This window comes from Pseudomonas sp. HLG18 (assembly GCF_051903985.1).
GTDB classification, from domain to species: domain Bacteria; phylum Pseudomonadota; class Gammaproteobacteria; order Pseudomonadales; family Pseudomonadaceae; genus Aquipseudomonas; species Aquipseudomonas fluorescens_BT.
This window is the reverse complement of sequence record NZ_CP195831.1, coordinates 3,438,351-3,455,528: the sequence shown is the minus strand read 5'-3', so window position 1 is coordinate 3,455,528 and position 17,178 is coordinate 3,438,351. Positions and strand designations below refer to the sequence as shown.

The 17,178-nt window shown below is 61.4% G+C and carries 17 protein-coding genes; 15 read left to right on the top strand and 2 right to left on the bottom strand.

All coding sequences use genetic code 11. From position 1 onward, the window contains the following. Positions 1–12: 12 nt before the first annotated feature. From ACSPX5_RS15830 to ACSPX5_RS15795, 8 genes are all read left to right on the top strand, one after another. Positions 13–198 carry a Trm112 family protein gene (locus ACSPX5_RS15830; RefSeq protein ID WP_003174668.1) on the top strand — a complete coding sequence of 62 codons (186 nt, stop codon included), beginning with the start codon at positions 13–15 and terminating at the stop codon, positions 196–198. Continuing rightward, a complete protein-coding gene (gene kdsB / locus ACSPX5_RS15825) occupies positions 195–959 on the top strand; it encodes a 3-deoxy-manno-octulosonate cytidylyltransferase (protein WP_064383500.1) in 765 nt (254 codons plus the stop codon). The genes ACSPX5_RS15830 and kdsB overlap by 4 nt, the downstream gene beginning before the upstream one ends. Next, positions 959–1,423 carry a low molecular weight protein-tyrosine-phosphatase gene (locus tag ACSPX5_RS15820; protein ID WP_169431443.1) on the top strand — a complete coding sequence of 155 codons (465 nt, stop codon included), beginning with the start codon at positions 959–961 and terminating at the stop codon, positions 1,421–1,423. The genes kdsB and ACSPX5_RS15820 overlap by 1 nt, the downstream gene beginning before the upstream one ends. Continuing rightward, positions 1,420–2,439, top strand: coding sequence for a UDP-N-acetylmuramate dehydrogenase (gene murB / locus ACSPX5_RS15815; protein ID WP_439819884.1), 1,020 nt, complete (start codon positions 1,420–1,422; stop codon positions 2,437–2,439). The genes ACSPX5_RS15820 and murB overlap by 4 nt, the downstream gene beginning before the upstream one ends. Before the next feature lie 245 nt (positions 2,440–2,684). Next, a complete protein-coding gene (locus ACSPX5_RS15810) occupies positions 2,685–3,155 on the top strand; it encodes a (2Fe-2S)-binding protein (protein WP_039770687.1) in 471 nt (156 codons plus the stop codon). Next, positions 3,152–5,473, top strand: coding sequence for a molybdopterin cofactor-binding domain-containing protein (locus ACSPX5_RS15805; protein WP_439819883.1), 2,322 nt, complete (start codon positions 3,152–3,154; stop codon positions 5,471–5,473). Before ACSPX5_RS15810 ends, ACSPX5_RS15805 begins: the two co-directional genes overlap by 4 nt. Beyond that, complete coding sequence (locus ACSPX5_RS15800; RefSeq protein WP_439819882.1) at positions 5,473–6,453, top strand: XdhC family protein; 981 nt, start codon at positions 5,473–5,475, stop codon at positions 6,451–6,453. The genes ACSPX5_RS15805 and ACSPX5_RS15800 overlap by 1 nt, the downstream gene beginning before the upstream one ends. Next, entirely contained in the window at positions 6,450–7,046 is a 597-nt protein-coding gene (locus tag ACSPX5_RS15795; RefSeq protein ID WP_323161325.1) for a nucleotidyltransferase family protein, read from the top strand. The genes ACSPX5_RS15800 and ACSPX5_RS15795 overlap by 4 nt, the downstream gene beginning before the upstream one ends. 66 nt (positions 7,047–7,112) lie before the next feature. On the opposite strand, the gene rne is transcribed toward ACSPX5_RS15795, so the two are convergent. Then, on the bottom strand, positions 7,113–10,313 hold the full coding sequence (rne, locus tag ACSPX5_RS15790) for a ribonuclease E (protein WP_439819881.1): 3,201 nt from the start codon (positions 10,311–10,313) through the stop codon (positions 7,113–7,115). Between the two features lie 697 nt (positions 10,314–11,010). Here rne and rluC point away from each other — a divergent pair. Genes rluC through sppA form a run of 3 tightly spaced genes read left to right on the top strand, consistent with a single transcriptional unit; the run spans position 11,011 to position 13,636 of the window. Then, positions 11,011–11,973, top strand: a complete 963-nt coding sequence (gene rluC, locus ACSPX5_RS15785) for a 23S rRNA pseudouridine(955/2504/2580) synthase RluC (protein WP_169431437.1) — start codon at positions 11,011–11,013, stop codon at positions 11,971–11,973. Then, entirely contained in the window at positions 11,960–12,622 is a 663-nt protein-coding gene (locus ACSPX5_RS15780; protein WP_207865546.1) for an HAD-IA family hydrolase, read from the top strand. The genes rluC and ACSPX5_RS15780 overlap by 14 nt, the downstream gene beginning before the upstream one ends. Positions 12,623–12,646: 24 nt before the next feature. Continuing rightward, positions 12,647–13,636: a signal peptide peptidase SppA gene (sppA, locus tag ACSPX5_RS15775; RefSeq protein ID WP_169431435.1), complete on the top strand. Its 990-nt coding sequence runs from the start codon at positions 12,647–12,649 to the stop codon at positions 13,634–13,636. Positions 13,637–13,682: 46 nt separating this feature from the next. Here sppA and ACSPX5_RS15770 read toward each other — a convergent pair whose 3' ends face one another. Further along, a complete protein-coding gene (locus ACSPX5_RS15770) occupies positions 13,683–14,261 on the bottom strand; it encodes a Maf family protein (protein WP_439819880.1) in 579 nt (192 codons plus the stop codon). Positions 14,262–14,367: 106 nt separating this feature from the next. On the opposite strand from ACSPX5_RS15770, the gene ACSPX5_RS15765 reads away from it, so the two are divergent. The 4 genes from ACSPX5_RS15765 (at position 14,368) to fabD (ending at position 17,170) form a co-directional block, all read left to right on the top strand. Further along, a complete protein-coding gene (locus ACSPX5_RS15765; protein ID WP_085710932.1) occupies positions 14,368–14,895 on the top strand; it encodes a YceD family protein in 528 nt (175 codons plus the stop codon). A 13-nt stretch (positions 14,896–14,908) separates the two neighbouring features. Continuing rightward, positions 14,909–15,091 carry a 50S ribosomal protein L32 gene (gene rpmF, locus ACSPX5_RS15760; protein ID WP_003179396.1) on the top strand — a complete coding sequence of 61 codons (183 nt, stop codon included), beginning with the start codon at positions 14,909–14,911 and terminating at the stop codon, positions 15,089–15,091. A gap of 4 nt (positions 15,092–15,095) precedes the next feature. Further along, a complete protein-coding gene (plsX, locus tag ACSPX5_RS15755; RefSeq protein ID WP_169431433.1) occupies positions 15,096–16,106 on the top strand; it encodes a phosphate acyltransferase PlsX in 1,011 nt (336 codons plus the stop codon). A gap of 125 nt (positions 16,107–16,231) precedes the next feature. Beyond that, positions 16,232–17,170: an ACP S-malonyltransferase gene (gene fabD, locus ACSPX5_RS15750; RefSeq protein WP_007950787.1), complete on the top strand. Its 939-nt coding sequence runs from the start codon at positions 16,232–16,234 to the stop codon at positions 17,168–17,170. Positions 17,171–17,178: the final 8 nt, after the last annotated feature.

Below are 17,178 nucleotides of genomic sequence, written 5' to 3'. Positions count from 1 at the left end.
CAGGGAATGTTCATGGACACCAAATTGCTCGACATCCTCGCCTGCCCGATCTGCAAAGGCCCACTCAAGCTCAGCGCCGACAAGACCGAACTGATCAGCAAGGGCGCCGGCCTGGCCTACCCGATCCGTGATGGCATCCCGGTCATGCTGGAAAGCGAAGCCCGCACCCTGACCACCGACGAGCGTCTGGATAAATGACCACAGCCTTCACCGTTGTCATCCCGTCGCGCTACGCCTCGACCCGCCTGCCGGGCAAACCGCTGCTGGACATCGCCGGCAAGCCGATGATCCAGCACGTCTGGGAGCAGGCGAGCAAAAGCAGCGCCAGCCGCGTGGTCGTGGCGACTGACGATGCGCGCATCGTCGAGGCCTGCAAGGCTTTCGGCGCCGAAGTGGTGCTGACCCGTGAAGATCACAACTCCGGCACCGATCGTCTGGCCGAAGTGGCCGCGAAGCTGGGCCTGGAGCCGGATGCCATCGTGGTCAACGTCCAGGGTGACGAACCGCTGATCCCGCCGAGCGTGATCGATCAGGTCGCTGCCAACCTCGCGGCCCATACCGAAGCGCGCATGGCCACCCTGGCCGAGCCGATCGAAGACGTCGAAACCCTGTTCAACCCGAATGTGGTCAAGGTCGTCAGCGACCTCAACGGTCTGGCGCTGACCTTCAGTCGCGCGACTCTGCCATGGGCCCGCGACGCGTTCGCCAAAAGCCGAGACGTGCTGCCGGAAGGCGTGCCGTATCGCCGTCACATCGGCATCTATGCCTACCGCGCCGGCTTCCTTCAGGACTTCGTGAGCTGGGGGCCGTGCTGGCTGGAAAATACCGAATCCCTCGAACAACTGCGTGCCTTGTGGCACGGCGTGCGGATTCATGTGGCTGATGCCTTGATCGCACCGCCGACCGGGGTCGACACCGCCGAAGACCTCGAGCGCGTCCGTCGCCTGCTGGAGGCCTAATGCGCGTTCTGTTCGTGTGCCTGGGCAATATCTGCCGTTCGCCCACCGCCGAAGGCGTGTTGCGCCATAAATTGCGCGAAGCGGGGCTGGCGGATCAGGTCGAAGTGGCCTCCGCCGGCACCGGCGACTGGCACGTCGGCAATCCGCCGGACAAGCGCAGCCAGGCTGCGGCCAGACTGCGTGGCTATGACCTTTCGGCGCAACGCGCTCAGCAGGTCAGCCGCGCCGATTTCGCCAGCTACGACCTGATCCTCGCCATGGACAACAGCAACCTGCGCAACCTCAAGGCCTTGCGACCGTCCACCGGCAAGGCCGAGCTGGACTTGTTCCTGCGCCGTTACGAAGGTGAAGTCGACGAGGTGCCGGATCCGTATTACGACGGCGATCAGGGTTTCGAGCAGGTATTGGATCTGATCGAGCGCGCCTGCGACCGGTTGTTGGTTGAAGTGAAGGGCCGGTTATGAGTTTGCAGGTACACCCTCAGGTTTCCCTGAAGCCCTTCAACACCTTCGGCGTCGACGTTCGCGCGCAGCTGTTTGCCGAAGCCCACAGTGACGCCGATGTGCGCGAAGCCCTGTCATATGCGAAAGCCCATGATGTGCCATTGCTGGTGATCGGCGGCGGCAGCAATCTGTTGCTCACGGCGGACATCCCGGCACTGGTGCTGCGCATGGCCAGCCGTGGCATCCGCGTCCTCAGCGACGATGGCAATCGCGTGGTCATCGAAGCCGAGGCGGGTGAGCCGTGGCATCCATTTGTCCAGCACACGCTGGCGCTGGGTTTTTCGGGGCTGGAAAATCTCAGCCTGATCCCCGGCACCGTCGGCGCTGCGCCGATGCAGAACATCGGCGCCTACGGCGTCGAGATCAAGGACGTGTTCGCCGGCCTGACGGCGCTGGATCGCCAGACCGGCGAGCTGCGCGACTTCAGTCTGGAAGAGTGCAATTTCGCCTACCGCGATAGCGTGTTCAAGCAGCAGCCGGGTCGTTGGCTGATCCTGCGGGTGCGCTTCGCACTGGATCGAGTCGCCCATCTGCATCTGGAATACGGCCCGGTGCGTCAGCGCCTGACCGAGCAGGGTATCGAACAACCAACGCCGACAGACGTCAGCCGCGCCATTTGCAGCATCCGCAGCGAAAAACTGCCGGACCCGGCGGTGCTTGGCAATGCCGGCAGCTTCTTCAAGAACCCGCTTGTGTCGGCGGCCGTGGTCGCACAGATCAAGCAACAGCACCCGGATCTGGTGGCCTACGCGCAACCGGACGGGCAGATGAAACTCGCGGCCGGCTGGTTGATCGAGCGCGCCGGGTGGAAAGGCTTCCGTGAGGCCGATGCCGGCGTGCATAAATTGCAGGCGTTGGTGCTGGTCAACTACGGCGCGGCGACCGGGCTGCAATTGCTCGATCTGGCCCAGCGCATCCAGAAAGACATTGCAGAACGTTTCAATGTCGAGCTGGAAATGGAGCCCAACCGTTATTGAGGCTACGCTTTCAAGGCTCAATCCAAAGCCCTGCATTATTTGAAAAGTGCAGGGCTTTTTTGTTAATCCCGGGTTAACTTAGCCAGCTAACGATACAACCATTTGCTCCACCAAAGGCCCGGTGCAGACGTTTGCGTCTGCACAAGAGAGCCTCATTAGCCTGAGTCGATCTGCGTGAACCCACCGCTGATTTCCGGCGGCAGATTGCTCGACCCCATAACCTCCATGAATATGCGGGCGTGCCCATGATTACCCTGAAACTCAATGGTCAAGACCATCCACTTGATGTCACCGAGGACATGCCGCTGTTGTGGGCGATCCGTGACGTCGCCGGTTACAACGGCACCAAGTTCGGCTGCGGCATGGGCCTGTGCGGTGCGTGCACCATTCATATCGACGGCGCGCCGGCGCGCAGTTGCATCACGCCGATCGGTTCGGTGGTCGGGCAGAACGTGACCACCATCGACAATCTGCATGCCGACCCGGTTGGCCAGATCGTCCAGCAAGCCTGGCTCGACACCGCGGTGGCCCAATGCGGTTACTGCCAGGGCGGGCAAATCATGTCCGCCACCGCGTTGCTCAAGACCAACCCGAACCCGAGCGACGAGCAGATTGAAGAGGCGATGGTCGGCAACATCTGCCGCTGCGGCACCTACAACCGGATCAAGACTGCGATCCGTCAGGCATCCACTCACTTGAAGGAGGCCAAGGCATGAGCCGTCTACCGAACGATTTTGCCCTGAGTAACCTGAGTCGCCGGGGCTTCCTCAAAGGTGTCGGCGCTACCGGTGCGCTGGTGCTGGCGGCGAGCTGGGGCTGGCAGGATGCGCTGGCCGAAGACAAACCGAAGAAATTCGGTGCCGATGGCATGCCCAACGGCTGGATCGATGATCCGAAGGTCTACGTCAGCATTGCCGCCGACGGTACGGTGACTGTGGTCTGCAACCGCTCGGAAATGGGCCAGGGCGTGCGCACCAGCCTGACCATGGTGGTCGCTGATGAGCTGGAAGCCGACTGGGCCCACGTCAAGGTTCAGCAGGCGCCGGGTGATGAGGTGCGCTTCGGCAATCAGGACACCGATGGCTCGCGCAGCATGCGTCACTGGTACGAACCGATGCGTCGTTGCGGCGCCGCTGCCCGGACGATGCTGGAGCAGGCAGCCGCCGCGCAGTGGAAGGTTCCGGTCAGTGAGTGCCACGCGCAACTGCACAAAGTCATTCACACACCGTCCGGGCGCGAGCTGGGTTACGGTGAGCTGGCCGCTGCGGCCAGTGCGCTGCCGGTTCCGGGCCGAGACAGCCTGCGGCTCAAGCAGCCGTCGGAGTTCCGTTACATCGGCAAGGAAGGCACCAAAGCCATCGACGGTGCCGACATCGTCAATGGCCGTGCGGTGTACGGCGCTGACGTGCATTTCGACGGCATGCTCTACGCGGTGATTGCTCGCCCTGCGGTTTACGGCGGCAAGGTCAAGTCGGTGGACGACAGCGCCGCGCTGAAAGTGCCGGGCGTACTCAAAGTCATCCAGATCGAACCGCGGCCACTGCCTTCGGAATTTCAGCCGTTGGGTGGCGTGGCCGTGGTGGCCAGCAATACCTGGGCGGCATTGAAGGGCCGTGAAGCGCTGAAAATCGAGTGGGACGATGGCCCGAATGCCAGTTACGACTCCGTTGCCTATCGCAAGGAGATCGAAGCCGCTTCGCTGAAACCGGGCAAAGTGGTGCGCAATACCGGCGACATCGACAAAGCCATCGGCAGTGCCGCCAGCACGCTCGAAGCCTCTTATTACTTGCCGCATCTGGCCCAGACACCGATGGAGCCGATGGTCGCCATCGCTCGCTATAAAGAAGGCGTGTGCGAGGCGTGGGCGCCGAGTCAGGCACCGCAGGTCACCCGTGAGCGGATCGCTGAACGCCTCGGTTTGCCGTTCGATAACGTGACCTTCAACGTGACGCTGCTCGGCGGTGGTTTCGGCCGCAAGTCCAAGCCGGATTTCGTTGTTGAAGCTGCCATTCTGGCGAAGGAATTTCCCGGCAAGGCTGTACGGGTCCAGTGGACGCGCGAAGACGACATCCACAATTCCTATTTCCACACCGTGTCGGCCGAATACCTCAAGGCCGGTGTGGGCAAGGACGGTTTGCCGTCCGCCTGGCTGCACCGCACGGTGGCGCCGAGCATCACCGCGCTGTTTGCGCCGGGCATGAATCACGAAGCCGCGTTTGAGCTGGGCATGGGCTTCACCAACATGGCCTACGCGATTCCCAACGTGCGCCTGGAAAACCCTGAGGCCACGGTGCATACGCGGGTGGGCTGGTATCGCTCGGTGTCGAACATTCCCCATGGTTTTGCGATCCAGAGCTTCGTCGACGAACTGGCGCACAAGGCCAAGGAAGACCCGCTCAAGTACCAGATCAAATTGCTCGGCCCGGATCGTCAGATCGATCCGCGCACGCTCAGTGAAGAATGGAACTACGGCGAATCCCCCGAGCGTTATCCGATCGACACCGGGCGCATGCGCACCGTGCTGGAAACCGCGGCCAAGGCCGCCGGTTGGGGGCGCAAATTGCCCAAAGGGCGCGGCCTCGGGCTGGCAGTGCATTACAGCTTCGTGACTTATGTGGCGGCGGTGATTGAGGTCGAGGTCAAGGACGATGGCACGCTGATCGTGCACAAGGCCGATATCGCCGTGGATTGCGGGCCGCAAATCAACCCTGAGCGGATCCGTTCGCAGTTCGAAGGCGCTTGTGTGATGGGCCTGGGCAATGCCGTGTGGGGCGAAATCAGCTTCAAGGACGGCAAGGTGCAACAGGACAACTTCCATATGTATGAAGTGGCGCGCATGTCGCTGGCGCCGAAGGAAGTGGCGGTGCATCTGGTGTCGCCGCCGGGCGAGGTGCCGCTGGGTGGTGTCGGTGAGCCGGGCGTACCGCCGATTGCGCCGGCACTGTGCAACGCGATCTTCGCCGCGACCGGCCAACGCATCCGTAGCTTGCCGGTGCGTTACCAGTTGCAGGGCTGGCAGAAGGCGCAAGCGTGATGGACAGCGCCGATCTGAATGTCCTGCGTAGCGTGCTCGAATGGCGTCGTGCCGGGCAGCGGGTGGTGTTGTTCACCGTGGTGCAGACCTGGGGCACCGCGCCCCGGGCGCCCGGCGCGATGCTGGCGTTGCGTGAAGATGGCGTGGTGATCGGTTCGGTGTCCGGCGGTTGCGTCGAAGACGATCTGATTGCCCGGCTGCACGATGGGCGAATCAGCACCGACGGACCGCCGGTGCAGTTGATCACCTACGGCGTGACGCAGGAAGAAGCCGCGCGCTTCGGCCTGCCTTGCGGCGGCACCCTGCGCCTGACCGAGGAACGGGTCGGCGATCCGGCGTGGGTCGCCGAGTTGCTGGCCCGCTGCGAGGCCCATGAAATCGTCGCTCGCGAACTGAACATCGGCACTGGTGAGGTGGTGTTGCGCCCGGCCGGCAAGACTGACACCTTGAGCTTCGACGGTCAGACCCTGCGCGCCATTTACGGTCCGCGCTGGCGCCTGCTGTTGATCGGCGCCGGGCAGTTGTCGCGGTACGTGGCCGAGATGGCGCGACTGCTGGATTTCGAAGTGCTGATCTGTGATCCACGTACCGAGTTCGTCTATGGCTGGGAAGAGCAGCATGGGCGGTTTGTGCCCGGCATGCCGGACGAGGCGGTGCTGAATATCCAGACCGATGAGCGCACGGCGATTGTCGCGCTGACTCACGATCCACGGCTGGATGACATGGCGCTGCTCACGGCGCTCGACTCCAAAGCATTCTATGTCGGTGCGCTTGGCTCTCGGGTCAACAGCCGCAAACGTCGGGAAAATCTGGCTGAGCTAGGCTTGTCAGAAGCGGCCATTGCCCGATTGCACGGGCCGATCGGTTTGCATATCGGCAGCCATTCCCCGGCGGAAATCGCCCTGTCGCTGTTGGCGGAAATCGTCGCGATCAAGAATGGTGTCGAGCTCAAGCAGAAGAAGACCGTGGAGAGTGTATGAGCCGATCCATCGGAGTGATTGTGCTGGCGGCGGGCGAGGGCAGCCGCTTTCGCGAAGTGGCGGGTGCCGACAAGGACAAGCTGCTGGCCGATTGCACCGGGCGTGACGGCGCGGTGCGTTCGGTGATCGAGCAGGTGTTGGTGAACCTGCCGGCCAGCCTCGACAAGCGAGTGCTGGTGACGACCGAGGCGCGGCCGCAGGCGATGCGCATGGCGCAGGCTTACGGGTGCGACATTGTCTCGATCGAGTCCACGGGAATGGGCGACAGCATCGCGGCGGGTGTGGCAGCTTGCCCGGATGCCGATGGCTGGTTGATTGTGCTGGGCGACATGCCGTTCATCCTGCCGTCGAGTATTGAGCGGGTCGTGGCGGCGATTGCCGAGGATACGGTCAGCGTACCGACGTTGAACGGTGACTATGGGCATCCGGTCGGGTTTGGTCGCTCGTTCGCCGCAGGGCTGATGGCCTTGTCCGGTGACCGGGGCGCCAGGCCGTTGTTCGCCCAAGGGCGGGTGATTGAAGTCGCGGTGGATGATCCGGGTGTGTTGTGGGATATCGACGTGCCGGATGCGCTGGTTTTCCCGCCATCCTGATAAAACCTTGAGGCAAAAAAAGCCCCGCCTGGATCACCAGGCGGGGCTTTTTAGTGGCGGTCGGAATCAGACGAGAGGTTTAGGCTCGTGTTCTTTTTCCTGGGCCTGTTCGTGGTGCTCGACCGCGTCCTGAACGGAACGTGGCGCTTCGGCAATCACGGCTTCAACGGCAACTTCTTCAGCGACCGGGGCAGGGGCTGCCTCGACCACTTCGGCAGCTGGAGCAGCAGCGGCGGCAGCGGCAGCCAGTTCGGCTTCCTTCTGCAGACGCTCTTCTTCACGCTTGCGACGACGCACTTCACGCGGGTCGTTCGGCGCGCGGCCGCTTGGGGTCAGGGCGCTGACCGGAGCAGGCGCAGCAACTGGCGCTGGCGCTTCGGCTGCGACTGGCGCTGGTTCTGCAACAACCACTGGTTCGGCGGCCTTGGCTTCTTCAACAACAGGCGCTTCAACCACTGGCGCTGGTGTTTCAGCGACAGCCGGCTCGGCCACCCAGTTGAAAGCGGTCTGCTCTTCGCGAACTTCACGCACGGTTTCGGTCACGGTTTCAGCGACGGTTTCGACAACCGACTCTTCAACTACGGCTGGTGCTTCGAAGGTCACCGCGGGTTCGGCAGCCGCTTCAGCCTGAGGCTGAGCTTCGCGAACCGGCGCCACTTCGACTTCCGGAGCAGCAGCTACTTCTACCGGAGTGGTTGCTTCAACAACCGGCGCTTCTACTGGAGCAGTTTCCAGGGTTGCAGCGGTGGCGCGTTCAGCTTGCTCGTGGGCCTGAGCTTCGGCTGGAGCGCTGATCACGGTGCTGGCAACAGCAGCGGTAACAGCCAGACCAGCAGCCAGATCGGCAGTGCTTGGCTCGGCGGCTTCAGCGTTTTCGGTGGATTCTTCCGAACCTTCGATCACGTTGCCATTGGCGTCACGCTGACGCTCGCGACGGTTGCTGCGACGACGCTGACCACGGGAGCGGCGGCGTGGACGATCGCCTTCGGCGTTCTCCGAACCATCTTCCGGCAGTTGCTCTTCACTGGTGGTGATTTCTTCTTCGGCTACGGCAGCAGCGGCCTGTTCGGCACGCGGTTGACGCTCTTCACGCGGAGGACGTGGCGCACGTTCTTCACGCGGCTGACGGGCCGGACGCTCTTCAGCGGTGGCGGCGGCAGCAACGGCCGGAGCGGCATCCAGAGGTTCGCGCAGTTCGCGTACGCGCTCTTCACGCTCGCCACGCGGCTTGCGATCTTCACGCGGAGCACGCGGTGCACGTTCTTCACGAGGGGCGCGTGGTGCGCGTTCTTCACGGGCTACCGGTGCTTCGTCACGGGATTCGCGTGGCTCGCGGACTTCACGTGGCTCTCGCGGTTGACGCTCTTCACGCGGCTCACGTGGTGCGCGTTCTTCACGCGGTGCACGTTCTTCGCGAGGCTTGCGTTCTTCATCGCGGCGACCGTTACGGTTGCGGCTCTGCTGACGACCGTTGCGACGCTCTTCGTTGCGGGCCGGACGCTCGGCCGCAGGTTTTTCAACCACAACCGGAGCAACAGGCTCTTCTTTAGTGGCGAACAGGCTGACCAGCGACTTCACCAGGCCTTTGAACAGGCTTGGCTCTGGCGCGGCAACCGGAGCAGGTGCCGGGGCCGGCGCGGCGACTTCGGTCGGAACCGGAGCGTTGGCGCGGGCCGGAGCGGTCTTGACGGCGGCTTCCTGGCGAACCAGGGTGCGGGTCGCGGCGGCTGGCTGGACGTCTTCGACATCGGCGGCAGCGGCAGCGATTTCGTAGCTGGACTGGTTGGTCGCGGCTTCCGGGCTGTCGTCACGCAGACGCTGAACTTCGAAATGCGGGGTTTCGAGGTGATCGTTCGGCAGGATGACGATGCGGGCGCGAGTGCGCAGTTCGATCTTGGTGATCGAGTTGCGTTTTTCGTTGAGCAGGAATGCGGCCACCGGGATCGGCACTTGAGCGCGAACTTCGGCGGTACGGTCTTTCAGGGCTTCTTCTTCGATCAGGCGCAGGATCGCCAGGGACAGCGATTCGACGTCACGGATGATCCCGGTGCCGCTGCAGCGCGGGCAGACGATGCCGCTGCTTTCGCCCAGCGAAGGACGCAGGCGCTGACGGGACATTTCCAGCAGGCCGAAGCGCGAGATGCGGCCGATCTGCACGCGGGCGCGGTCGGCTTCCAGGCATTCGCGGACTTTCTCTTCCACGGCGCGCTGGTTCTTGGCAGGGGTCATGTCGATGAAGTCGATGACGATCAGGCCGCCGATGTCGCGCAGGCGCAACTGACGGGCGATTTCTTCAGCCGCTTCAAGGTTGGTCTGCAGGGCGGTTTCTTCGATGTCGCTGCCTTTGGTGGCGCGCGCTGAGTTGATGTCGATGGACACCAGGGCTTCGGTCGGATCGATGACGATGGAGCCGCCGGACGGCAGTTCGACGACGCGCTGGAAAGCGGTCTCGATCTGGCTTTCGATCTGGAAACGGTTGAACAGCGGAACGCTGTCTTCGTACAGCTTGATCTTGCTGGCGTACTGCGGCATCACCTGGCGGATGAAGGTCAGGGCTTCGTCCTGGGCTTCAACGCTGTCGATCAGCACTTCGCCGATGTCCTGGCGCAGGTAATCGCGGATGGCGCGGATGATGACGTTGCTTTCCTGGTAGATCAGGAACGGCGCGGAACGATCCAGCGAGGCTTCCTTGATCGCGGTCCAGAGTTGCAGCAGGTAGTCGAGGTCCCACTGCATTTCTTCGCTGCTGCGGCCAAGGCCGGCAGTGCGCACGATCAGGCCCATGTCGGCTGGAGCGACCAGGCCGTTCAGCGCTTCACGCAGTTCGTTGCGTTCTTCGCCTTCGATGCGACGGGAGATGCCGCCGGCACGGGGGTTGTTCGGCATCAGGACCAGATAACGACCGGCCAGGCTGATGAAGGTGGTCAGGGCTGCGCCCTTGTTGCCACGTTCTTCTTTTTCGACCTGAACGATGACTTCCTGGCCTTCGCTCAGGACGTCCTTGATGTTGACGCGGCCTTCAGGGGCTTTCTTGAAGTATTCGCGGGAGATTTCTTTGAGGGGCAGGAAGCCGTGGCGCTCGGAGCCGAAATCGACAAAGGCAGCCTCAAGGCTTGGTTCGATGCGAGTAATACGGCCTTTATAGATGTTGGCCTTTTTCTGCTCGCGTGCACCGGATTCGATGTCCAGGTCGTAGAGGCGCTGGCCATCTACCAGTGCAACACGCAACTCTTCGGGTTGAGTTGCGTTAATCAGCATTCTTTTCATGTAGTACCGTCGGTTTCCGGGCTGCCGGAAACGGCGTTCGGCACACACGACTTCTCACGGTCGGTGTCAGGTGCGTCGGGAGTGGTTGGCCATTCCCGTGTCCAGCGATGTCCGGCCAATTGGGCCGTTATCGCGACGTACGCGTCCTGCTTGCTGTGGCTACTTAAGCACTCAGTCAGGAGGAGGAATCAACCGTGGCTGTGGACGAGATGAAGCGTCTTGATAAAACCTGTTGCTACACAGTCCAGCGGTTGTGCATCTCCACCCTACACGTATCCCTGATAATTCGGGTGCTGCCGCGCGCAGAATCCGCAGCGGGTTGGCATTTACCGTGAGCTCCGAAAGGGGAGGTCACGCATCATGGCTAATTCAGGCGGTGTTTCCGGCGTCTTCGCTCGGGGTCATCCGCGGCTGACTGCACTTTGTGAACTGGCCGTGAATATGGCTCGCGTGGCGAGTCAGAACTCTGCTTTGCGGCGTGATTCAGGCCTCATGTCACCTGCGCTTGTTACAGCTGCAAACTCCACCGTTACGTAGCGAAAGCCCCGTAGGACGGCCTCGCGTCCTGGTGAATTGCGTTGGTCAGGGCCGGTTTTTGACCGTGGTTCCGCTGTCCAGGCCGCTTTTGGCGGCGTTCGCGACTATAGCAGCAATGATTAAGTGCTTCAATTCCATAAAAATTGTTATCATCCGCGCCATGACGACTACTGCCCCTTCGACTCCAGGCGTTCAATTGCTTGAGGTCTCGCCGGAATATGCCGGCCAACGAATCGACAATTTTCTCCTCGCCCGGCTAAAAGGCGTGCCCAAGACCTTGATTTACCGCATTTTGCGCAAAGGCGAAGTGCGCGTGAACAAAGGTCGGATCAAGCCCGAATACAAGCTGCAGGCCGGCGACATCGTGCGCGTGCCGCCCGTTCGCGTGCCTGAGCGCGACGAGCCAGTGCCTTTGGCCCAGGGTCTGTTGCAGCGCTTGGAAGCCTCGATTGTCTACGAAGACAAGGCCCTGATCGTGATCAACAAGCCCGCCGGCATTGCGGTTCACGGTGGCAGCGGCTTGAATTACGGCGTTATCGAAGCCTTTCGTCAGTTGCGTCCCGATGCCAAGGAGCTCGAGCTGGTTCACCGTCTCGACCGTGATACCTCCGGCCTGCTGATGATCGCCAAGAAACGCAGCATGTTGCGTCACTTGCATGCCGCGTTGCGCGGTGATGGCGTCGATAAGCGCTACATGGCATTGGTTCGCGGCAACTGGGCGACCTCGATCAAGCAAGTCCGTGCATCGCTCGGCAAGAGCAATCTGCGCTCCGGTGAGCGCATGGTCGAGGTTGACGAGGAGGAGGGCAAGGAGTCTGTGACCGTGTTCAAGGTCCTGCGTCGCTTTGGCGATTTTGCCACTCTGATTGAAGCCAAGCCGATCACCGGTCGCACGCACCAGATCCGCGTCCACACATTGCACGCCGGGCACTGCATTGCCGGTGACACCAAATACGGCGATGACAGTTTCAGTAAGGAAATTCGTGATCTGGGCGGCAAGCGCCTGTTCCTGCACGCCTACATGCTGACCGTGCCGCTGCCCGATGGCGGTGAACTCAAGTTGCAGGCGCCGGTCGATGAAATGTGGGCCAAGACTGTGGAGCGATTGAGTGCGCCCATCTGATTACAAGCTGCTGATTTTCGATTGGGACGGCACGCTGGCTGATTCCATTCATCGGATTGTCGAGGCAATGCACTCGGCGTCCGGGCGCTCCGGTTTCGAGCTGCGTGATGACTTTGCCGTCAAAGGCATTATCGGTCTGGGATTGCCCGAGGCGATCCGTACGCTGTATCCCGAAATCAGCGATGCTGAAATGACCTTGTTTCGCGAGTATTACGCCGATCACTACATCGCCGCGGAAGCCGAGCCTTCGCCGTTGTTTGAGGGCGTAGTCGAGTCGATGGCGTCTTTTCGCGAACAGGGTTACCACCTGGCGGTCGCGACCGGCAAGAATCGTCGCGGGCTGGATCGGGTGCTCAAGGCCAATGGCTGGGAAGATTATTTCGATATCACCCGCGCTGCCGATGAAACTGCAAGCAAGCCGCACCCTCTGATGCTGGAGCAGATCCTTGCGCATTGCGGTGTGCGTGCCGAACAGGCGCTGATGGTCGGCGATTCGTCCTTCGATCTGTTGATGGCGCGCAATGCGGGGATGGATTCGGTGGCGGTCAGCTACGGCGCGCAGTCGATCGAATCGCTGCAGCAGTTCGAGCCGCGACTGTCGATCGACCATTTTTCCGAATTGCATGCCTGGCTGGGGAAGCAGGCTTAATACGTTTTTGCTGGGGTGGATGGCATGACCGACGAATGGAAAGCACCGGCCAAGGCAACCGCCGACGACGGTGACGCGAAAAGCTGGAAGCTGCTGGAAAAGACTCTGCTGGCCAGCGTGCAGGAGCAGCGTCGTTCGCGCCGCTGGGGTATCTTCTTCAAGCTGTTGACCTTTGTTTATCTGTTTGTTGCGCTGATCCTGTTTACGCCGTTGATGGATATGGAGAAAAGCGCCACGCGCAGTGGCAATTACACCGCGTTGATCGACGTCACCGGCATGATCGCCGATAAAGAACCTGCCAGTGCCGACAATATCGTCGGCAGTCTGCGCGCGGCGTTCGAGGACAAGAAGGTCAAGGGCGTAATCCTGCGCATCAACAGTCCGGGCGGCAGTCCAGTGCAGTCGGGTTATGTTTATGACGAGATCAAGCGCCTGCGCGGCTTGCATCCTGATATCAAACTGTACGCGGTGATTTCTGATCTGGGCGCCTCCGGTGCTTATTACATTGCCAGCGCGGCGGATCAAATTTATGCCGACAAGGCCAGTCTGGTGGGCTCAATTGGTGTGACGGCAGCCGGCTACGGGTTTGTCGGTACGATGGAGAAGCTTGGCGTCGAGCGTCGCACTTACACCTCTGGCGAGCACAAGGCGTTCCTGGATCCGTTCCAGCCGCAAAAGCCGGAAGAGACAGCGTTCTGGCAGAGCGTGCTGGATACCACGCACAAGCAGTTCATCAACAGCGTCAAGCAGGGGCGTGGTGATCGCCTGAAGGACAAGGATCATCCGGAGCTGTTCTCCGGTCTGGTCTGGTCGGGTGAGCAGGCGCTGCCGCTGGGTTTGATCGACGGTCTGGGTAATGCCAGTTCGGTGGCGCGTGATGTGATTGGCGAAAAAGAGCTGGTGGATTTCACCGTTCAGGAATCGCCGTTCGATCGCTTCTCGAAGAAGCTCGGAGCCAGCGTTGCCGAGAAACTGGCAATGTGGATGGGTTTTAACGGCCCGTCTTTACGCTGATCGAATGCTGCAAGAAAAACCGGCCTGAGGGCCGGTTTTTTGTGGGTCAGGGAATCTGTACGCCTTCGGCCAGCAGCATGTCGATCAGGCGAATCAGTGGCAGGCCGATCAGGCTGGTGGCGTCCGGGCCTTCGGTGGACTGGAACAGGCTCACGCCCAGCCCCTCGGCCTTGAAGCTGCCGGCGCAGTCGTAGGGCTGCTCGGCGCGCAGGTAGCGCTCGACGCGGGCCTGATCCAGTGTGCGCATGTGCACAGTGAAGGGCACGCAGTCGACCTGGCACTGGCCGGTCTGGCTATTGAGCAGTGCCAGGCCGGTGAGGAAGGTCACGCTGGCGCCGCTGGCGGCCAGCAGCTGTTCGCGAGCTTTTTCAAAAGTGTGGGGCTTGCCGATAATGCGCTCGCCGAGTACGGCGACCTGGTCGGAGCCGATGATCAGGTGGGCAGGGTGGCTGTCGGCCAGTGCCCGTGCTTTCTGTTCGGCGAGGCGTTTGACCAGTTCGATTGCCGATTCTCCCGGGCGATGACTTTCGTCGATGTCCGGCGAGCTGCAGACGAACGGCAAGCGCAGGCGATTGAGCAATTCCCGACGATAGGTCGAGCTTGAAGCGAGTAGTAAAGGCAGCATTCGCGTCTCCAGAGGCAGGTTGCAGATTCTAGCGGAGGCTCGCAAGTGACGGACAGGGCACAATTTCCTTTGACATGGGTGGGTGCATCCCTATAATGCTGCGCCTATGTTGAATGACCCGATTCCACCTCACGTTGACCCGCGCAAATTGGCTGACCGTGGCACCACCCTTCAAGGTGAACTGCTGCTGGCCGATTTGAAGAGACTCTGCGACCCGCTTTCCGACGATGTCGGTACGGTGCAGGCCAAACTCGTTTTTGAACGAGATGAACGTAAATCTGTGGTGATCCACAGCTTTATCGACACCGAAGTCAAAATGGTTTGCCAGCGTTGTCTTGAGCTGGTCACCCTGCCGATCCACAGCGAGTGCAGTTACGCTGTAGTGAAGGAGGGTGCGAATACCCAGTCGTTACCGAAAGGTTATGACGTGCTGGAACTGGGCGAAGATCCATTGGATCTGCAGTCACTGATCGAGGAGGAGCTTCTGCTCGCCTTGCCCATTGTGCCTGCTCATCATCCGGAAGAATGCCAGCAGCCGGCGGGAGCAGATGAGCCCGAACCGAGCGAGGACGAGGTAACGCGGTCCAACCCGTTCAGTGTATTGGCGCAGTTAAAGCGTGACCCAAACGTTTAGGAGTTAATCAATTATGGCTGTTCAGCAGAACAAAAAATCCCGCTCTGCCCGTGACATGCGCCGTTCGCACGACGCTCTCGAGGCTAGCACCCTGTCTGTAGAAAAAACCACTGGTGAAGTTCACCTGCGTCACCACGTATCGCCAGAAGGCGTATACCGTGGCCGTAAAGTGATCGACAAGGGCGCTGACGAGTAATCACTTGTCCGCTCAAGTCATCGCGATTGACGCAATGGGCGGGGACTTCGGTCCCCGCAGCATTGTTCAGGCCAGCCTTGCTTGCCTTTCTGCTACGCCCTCGCTGCACCTGACCCTCGTCGGTCAACCCTCCCTTCTTGAAGAATTGATCACCGGCCAATCGGCTGCCGATCGCGCGCGCCTGACGATTGTTCCGGCGTCCGAAGTCATCACCATGGACGAAAAACCTGCCCAGGCTCTGCGTGGCAAGCCGGATTCGTCGATGCGTGTCGCCCTCGAATTGCTGCGTGATGGCAAGGTCCAGGCCTGTGTCAGTGCCGGTAATACCGGTGCGCTGATGGCTCTGTCGCGCTTTGTGCTCAAGACTCTGCCGGGGATTGATCGTCCGGCCATGGTGGCCGCGATTCCTACGCAGAAGGGCTACTGCCAGTTGCTCGATCTGGGCGCCAACGTCGATTGCAGTGCCGAGCATCTGCTGCAATTCGCTGTGATGGGTTCTGTGGCCGCGCAAACCCTGGGCATTGCCCGTCCGCGCGTCGCGCTGCTCAATATCGGCACCGAAGACATCAAGGGCAATCAGCAGGTCAAGCTGGCGGCGACTTTGTTGCAGGCCGCCAGAGGCATCAATTACATCGGTTTCATCGAAGGCGACGGCCTGTATCGTGGCGAGGCGGACGTGGTGGTTTGCGACGGTTTCGTCGGCAATATCCTGCTCAAGTCCAGCGAAGGCCTGGCGACGATGATCGCCGCTCGCATCGAGGCGCTGTTCAAGAAAAACCTCCCTTCGCGCATCGTGGGTGCCTTGGCGTTGCCATTGATGAAGCGTCTGCAGGCTGATCTGGCGCCTGCGCGACATAACGGCGCAAGCTTTCTCGGCTTGCAGGGGATCGTGGTGAAAAGTCACGGTTCCGCCGGGGTTCAGGGCTTTCAGAGCGCCATTCAGCGGGCGTTGATCGAGATTCAGGAGAATCTTCCGGAGCGCCTGCACGGTCGTCTGGAGGATTTGTTGTCTTAGGCGTTTTCGTCGGACAATGCTTAAATGTGACCGCCCGGTTCAAAGGGCCATCCAACTGTCAGTTTCTTGCGTCCCTCTAGCGGGATGCCATTTTTCCGACGACAAGATCATTAGGGGCTTGTTACATGTCTGCTTCCCTCGCATTCGTCTTTCCAGGACAGGGTTCGCAGTCCCTCGGCATGCTGGCCGAGCTGGGCGCGCAACATCCGCTGATCCTCGAAACTTTCAAAGAAGCATCCGATGCTCTGGGCTACGACCTGTGGGCACTGACCCAGCAGGGCCCGGAAGAGCTGCTCAATCAAACCGACAAAACCCAACCGGCCATTCTGACCGCTTCGATCGCCCTGTGGCGTCTGTGGCTGGCTGAAGGTGGTGCGCGTCCGGCCTTCGTTGCCGGTCACAGCCTGGGTGAATACAGCGCACTGGTCGCTGCCGGCAGCCTGAGCCTGGCGGACGCGGTAAAACTCGTCGAGCGCCGTGGCCAACTGATGCAGGAAGCCGTTCCAGCCGGGCAGGGCGGCATGGCTGCCATCCTCGGTCTTGAAGATGCTGACGTGCTGGCAGCTTGTGCCGAAGCGGCTCAAGGCGAAGTGGTCAGCGCGGTGAATTTCAATTCCCCGGGTCAGGTGGTGATCGCTGGCGCCAAGGCGGCTGTCGAGCGCGCCATTGAAGGCTGCAAGGCTCGTGGCGCCAAGCGAGCCATGCCGTTGCCGGTCAGCGTGCCATCGCACTGTGAGCTGATGCGCCCGGCTGCCGAGCGCTTTGCCGAGTCCATCGCCGCCATCGACTGGCAGGCGCCGCAGATCCCTGTGGTGCAGAACGTCAGCGCTCAGGTGCCGGCGGATCTGGAAACCCTCAAGCGCGACCTGCTGGAGCAACTCTACAAGCCGGTTCGCTGGGTCGAGTCCGTACAGACTCTGGCAGCGAAAGGCGCGACCAATCTGGTCGAGTGCGGCCCTGGCAAAGTGCTGGCCGGCCTGAACAAGCGTTGCGCCGAAGGCGTTTCGACTTCCAACCTCAATACCCCAGACGCTTTCGCTGCTGCTCGCGCAGCGGCTGTCTGAATCAGGAG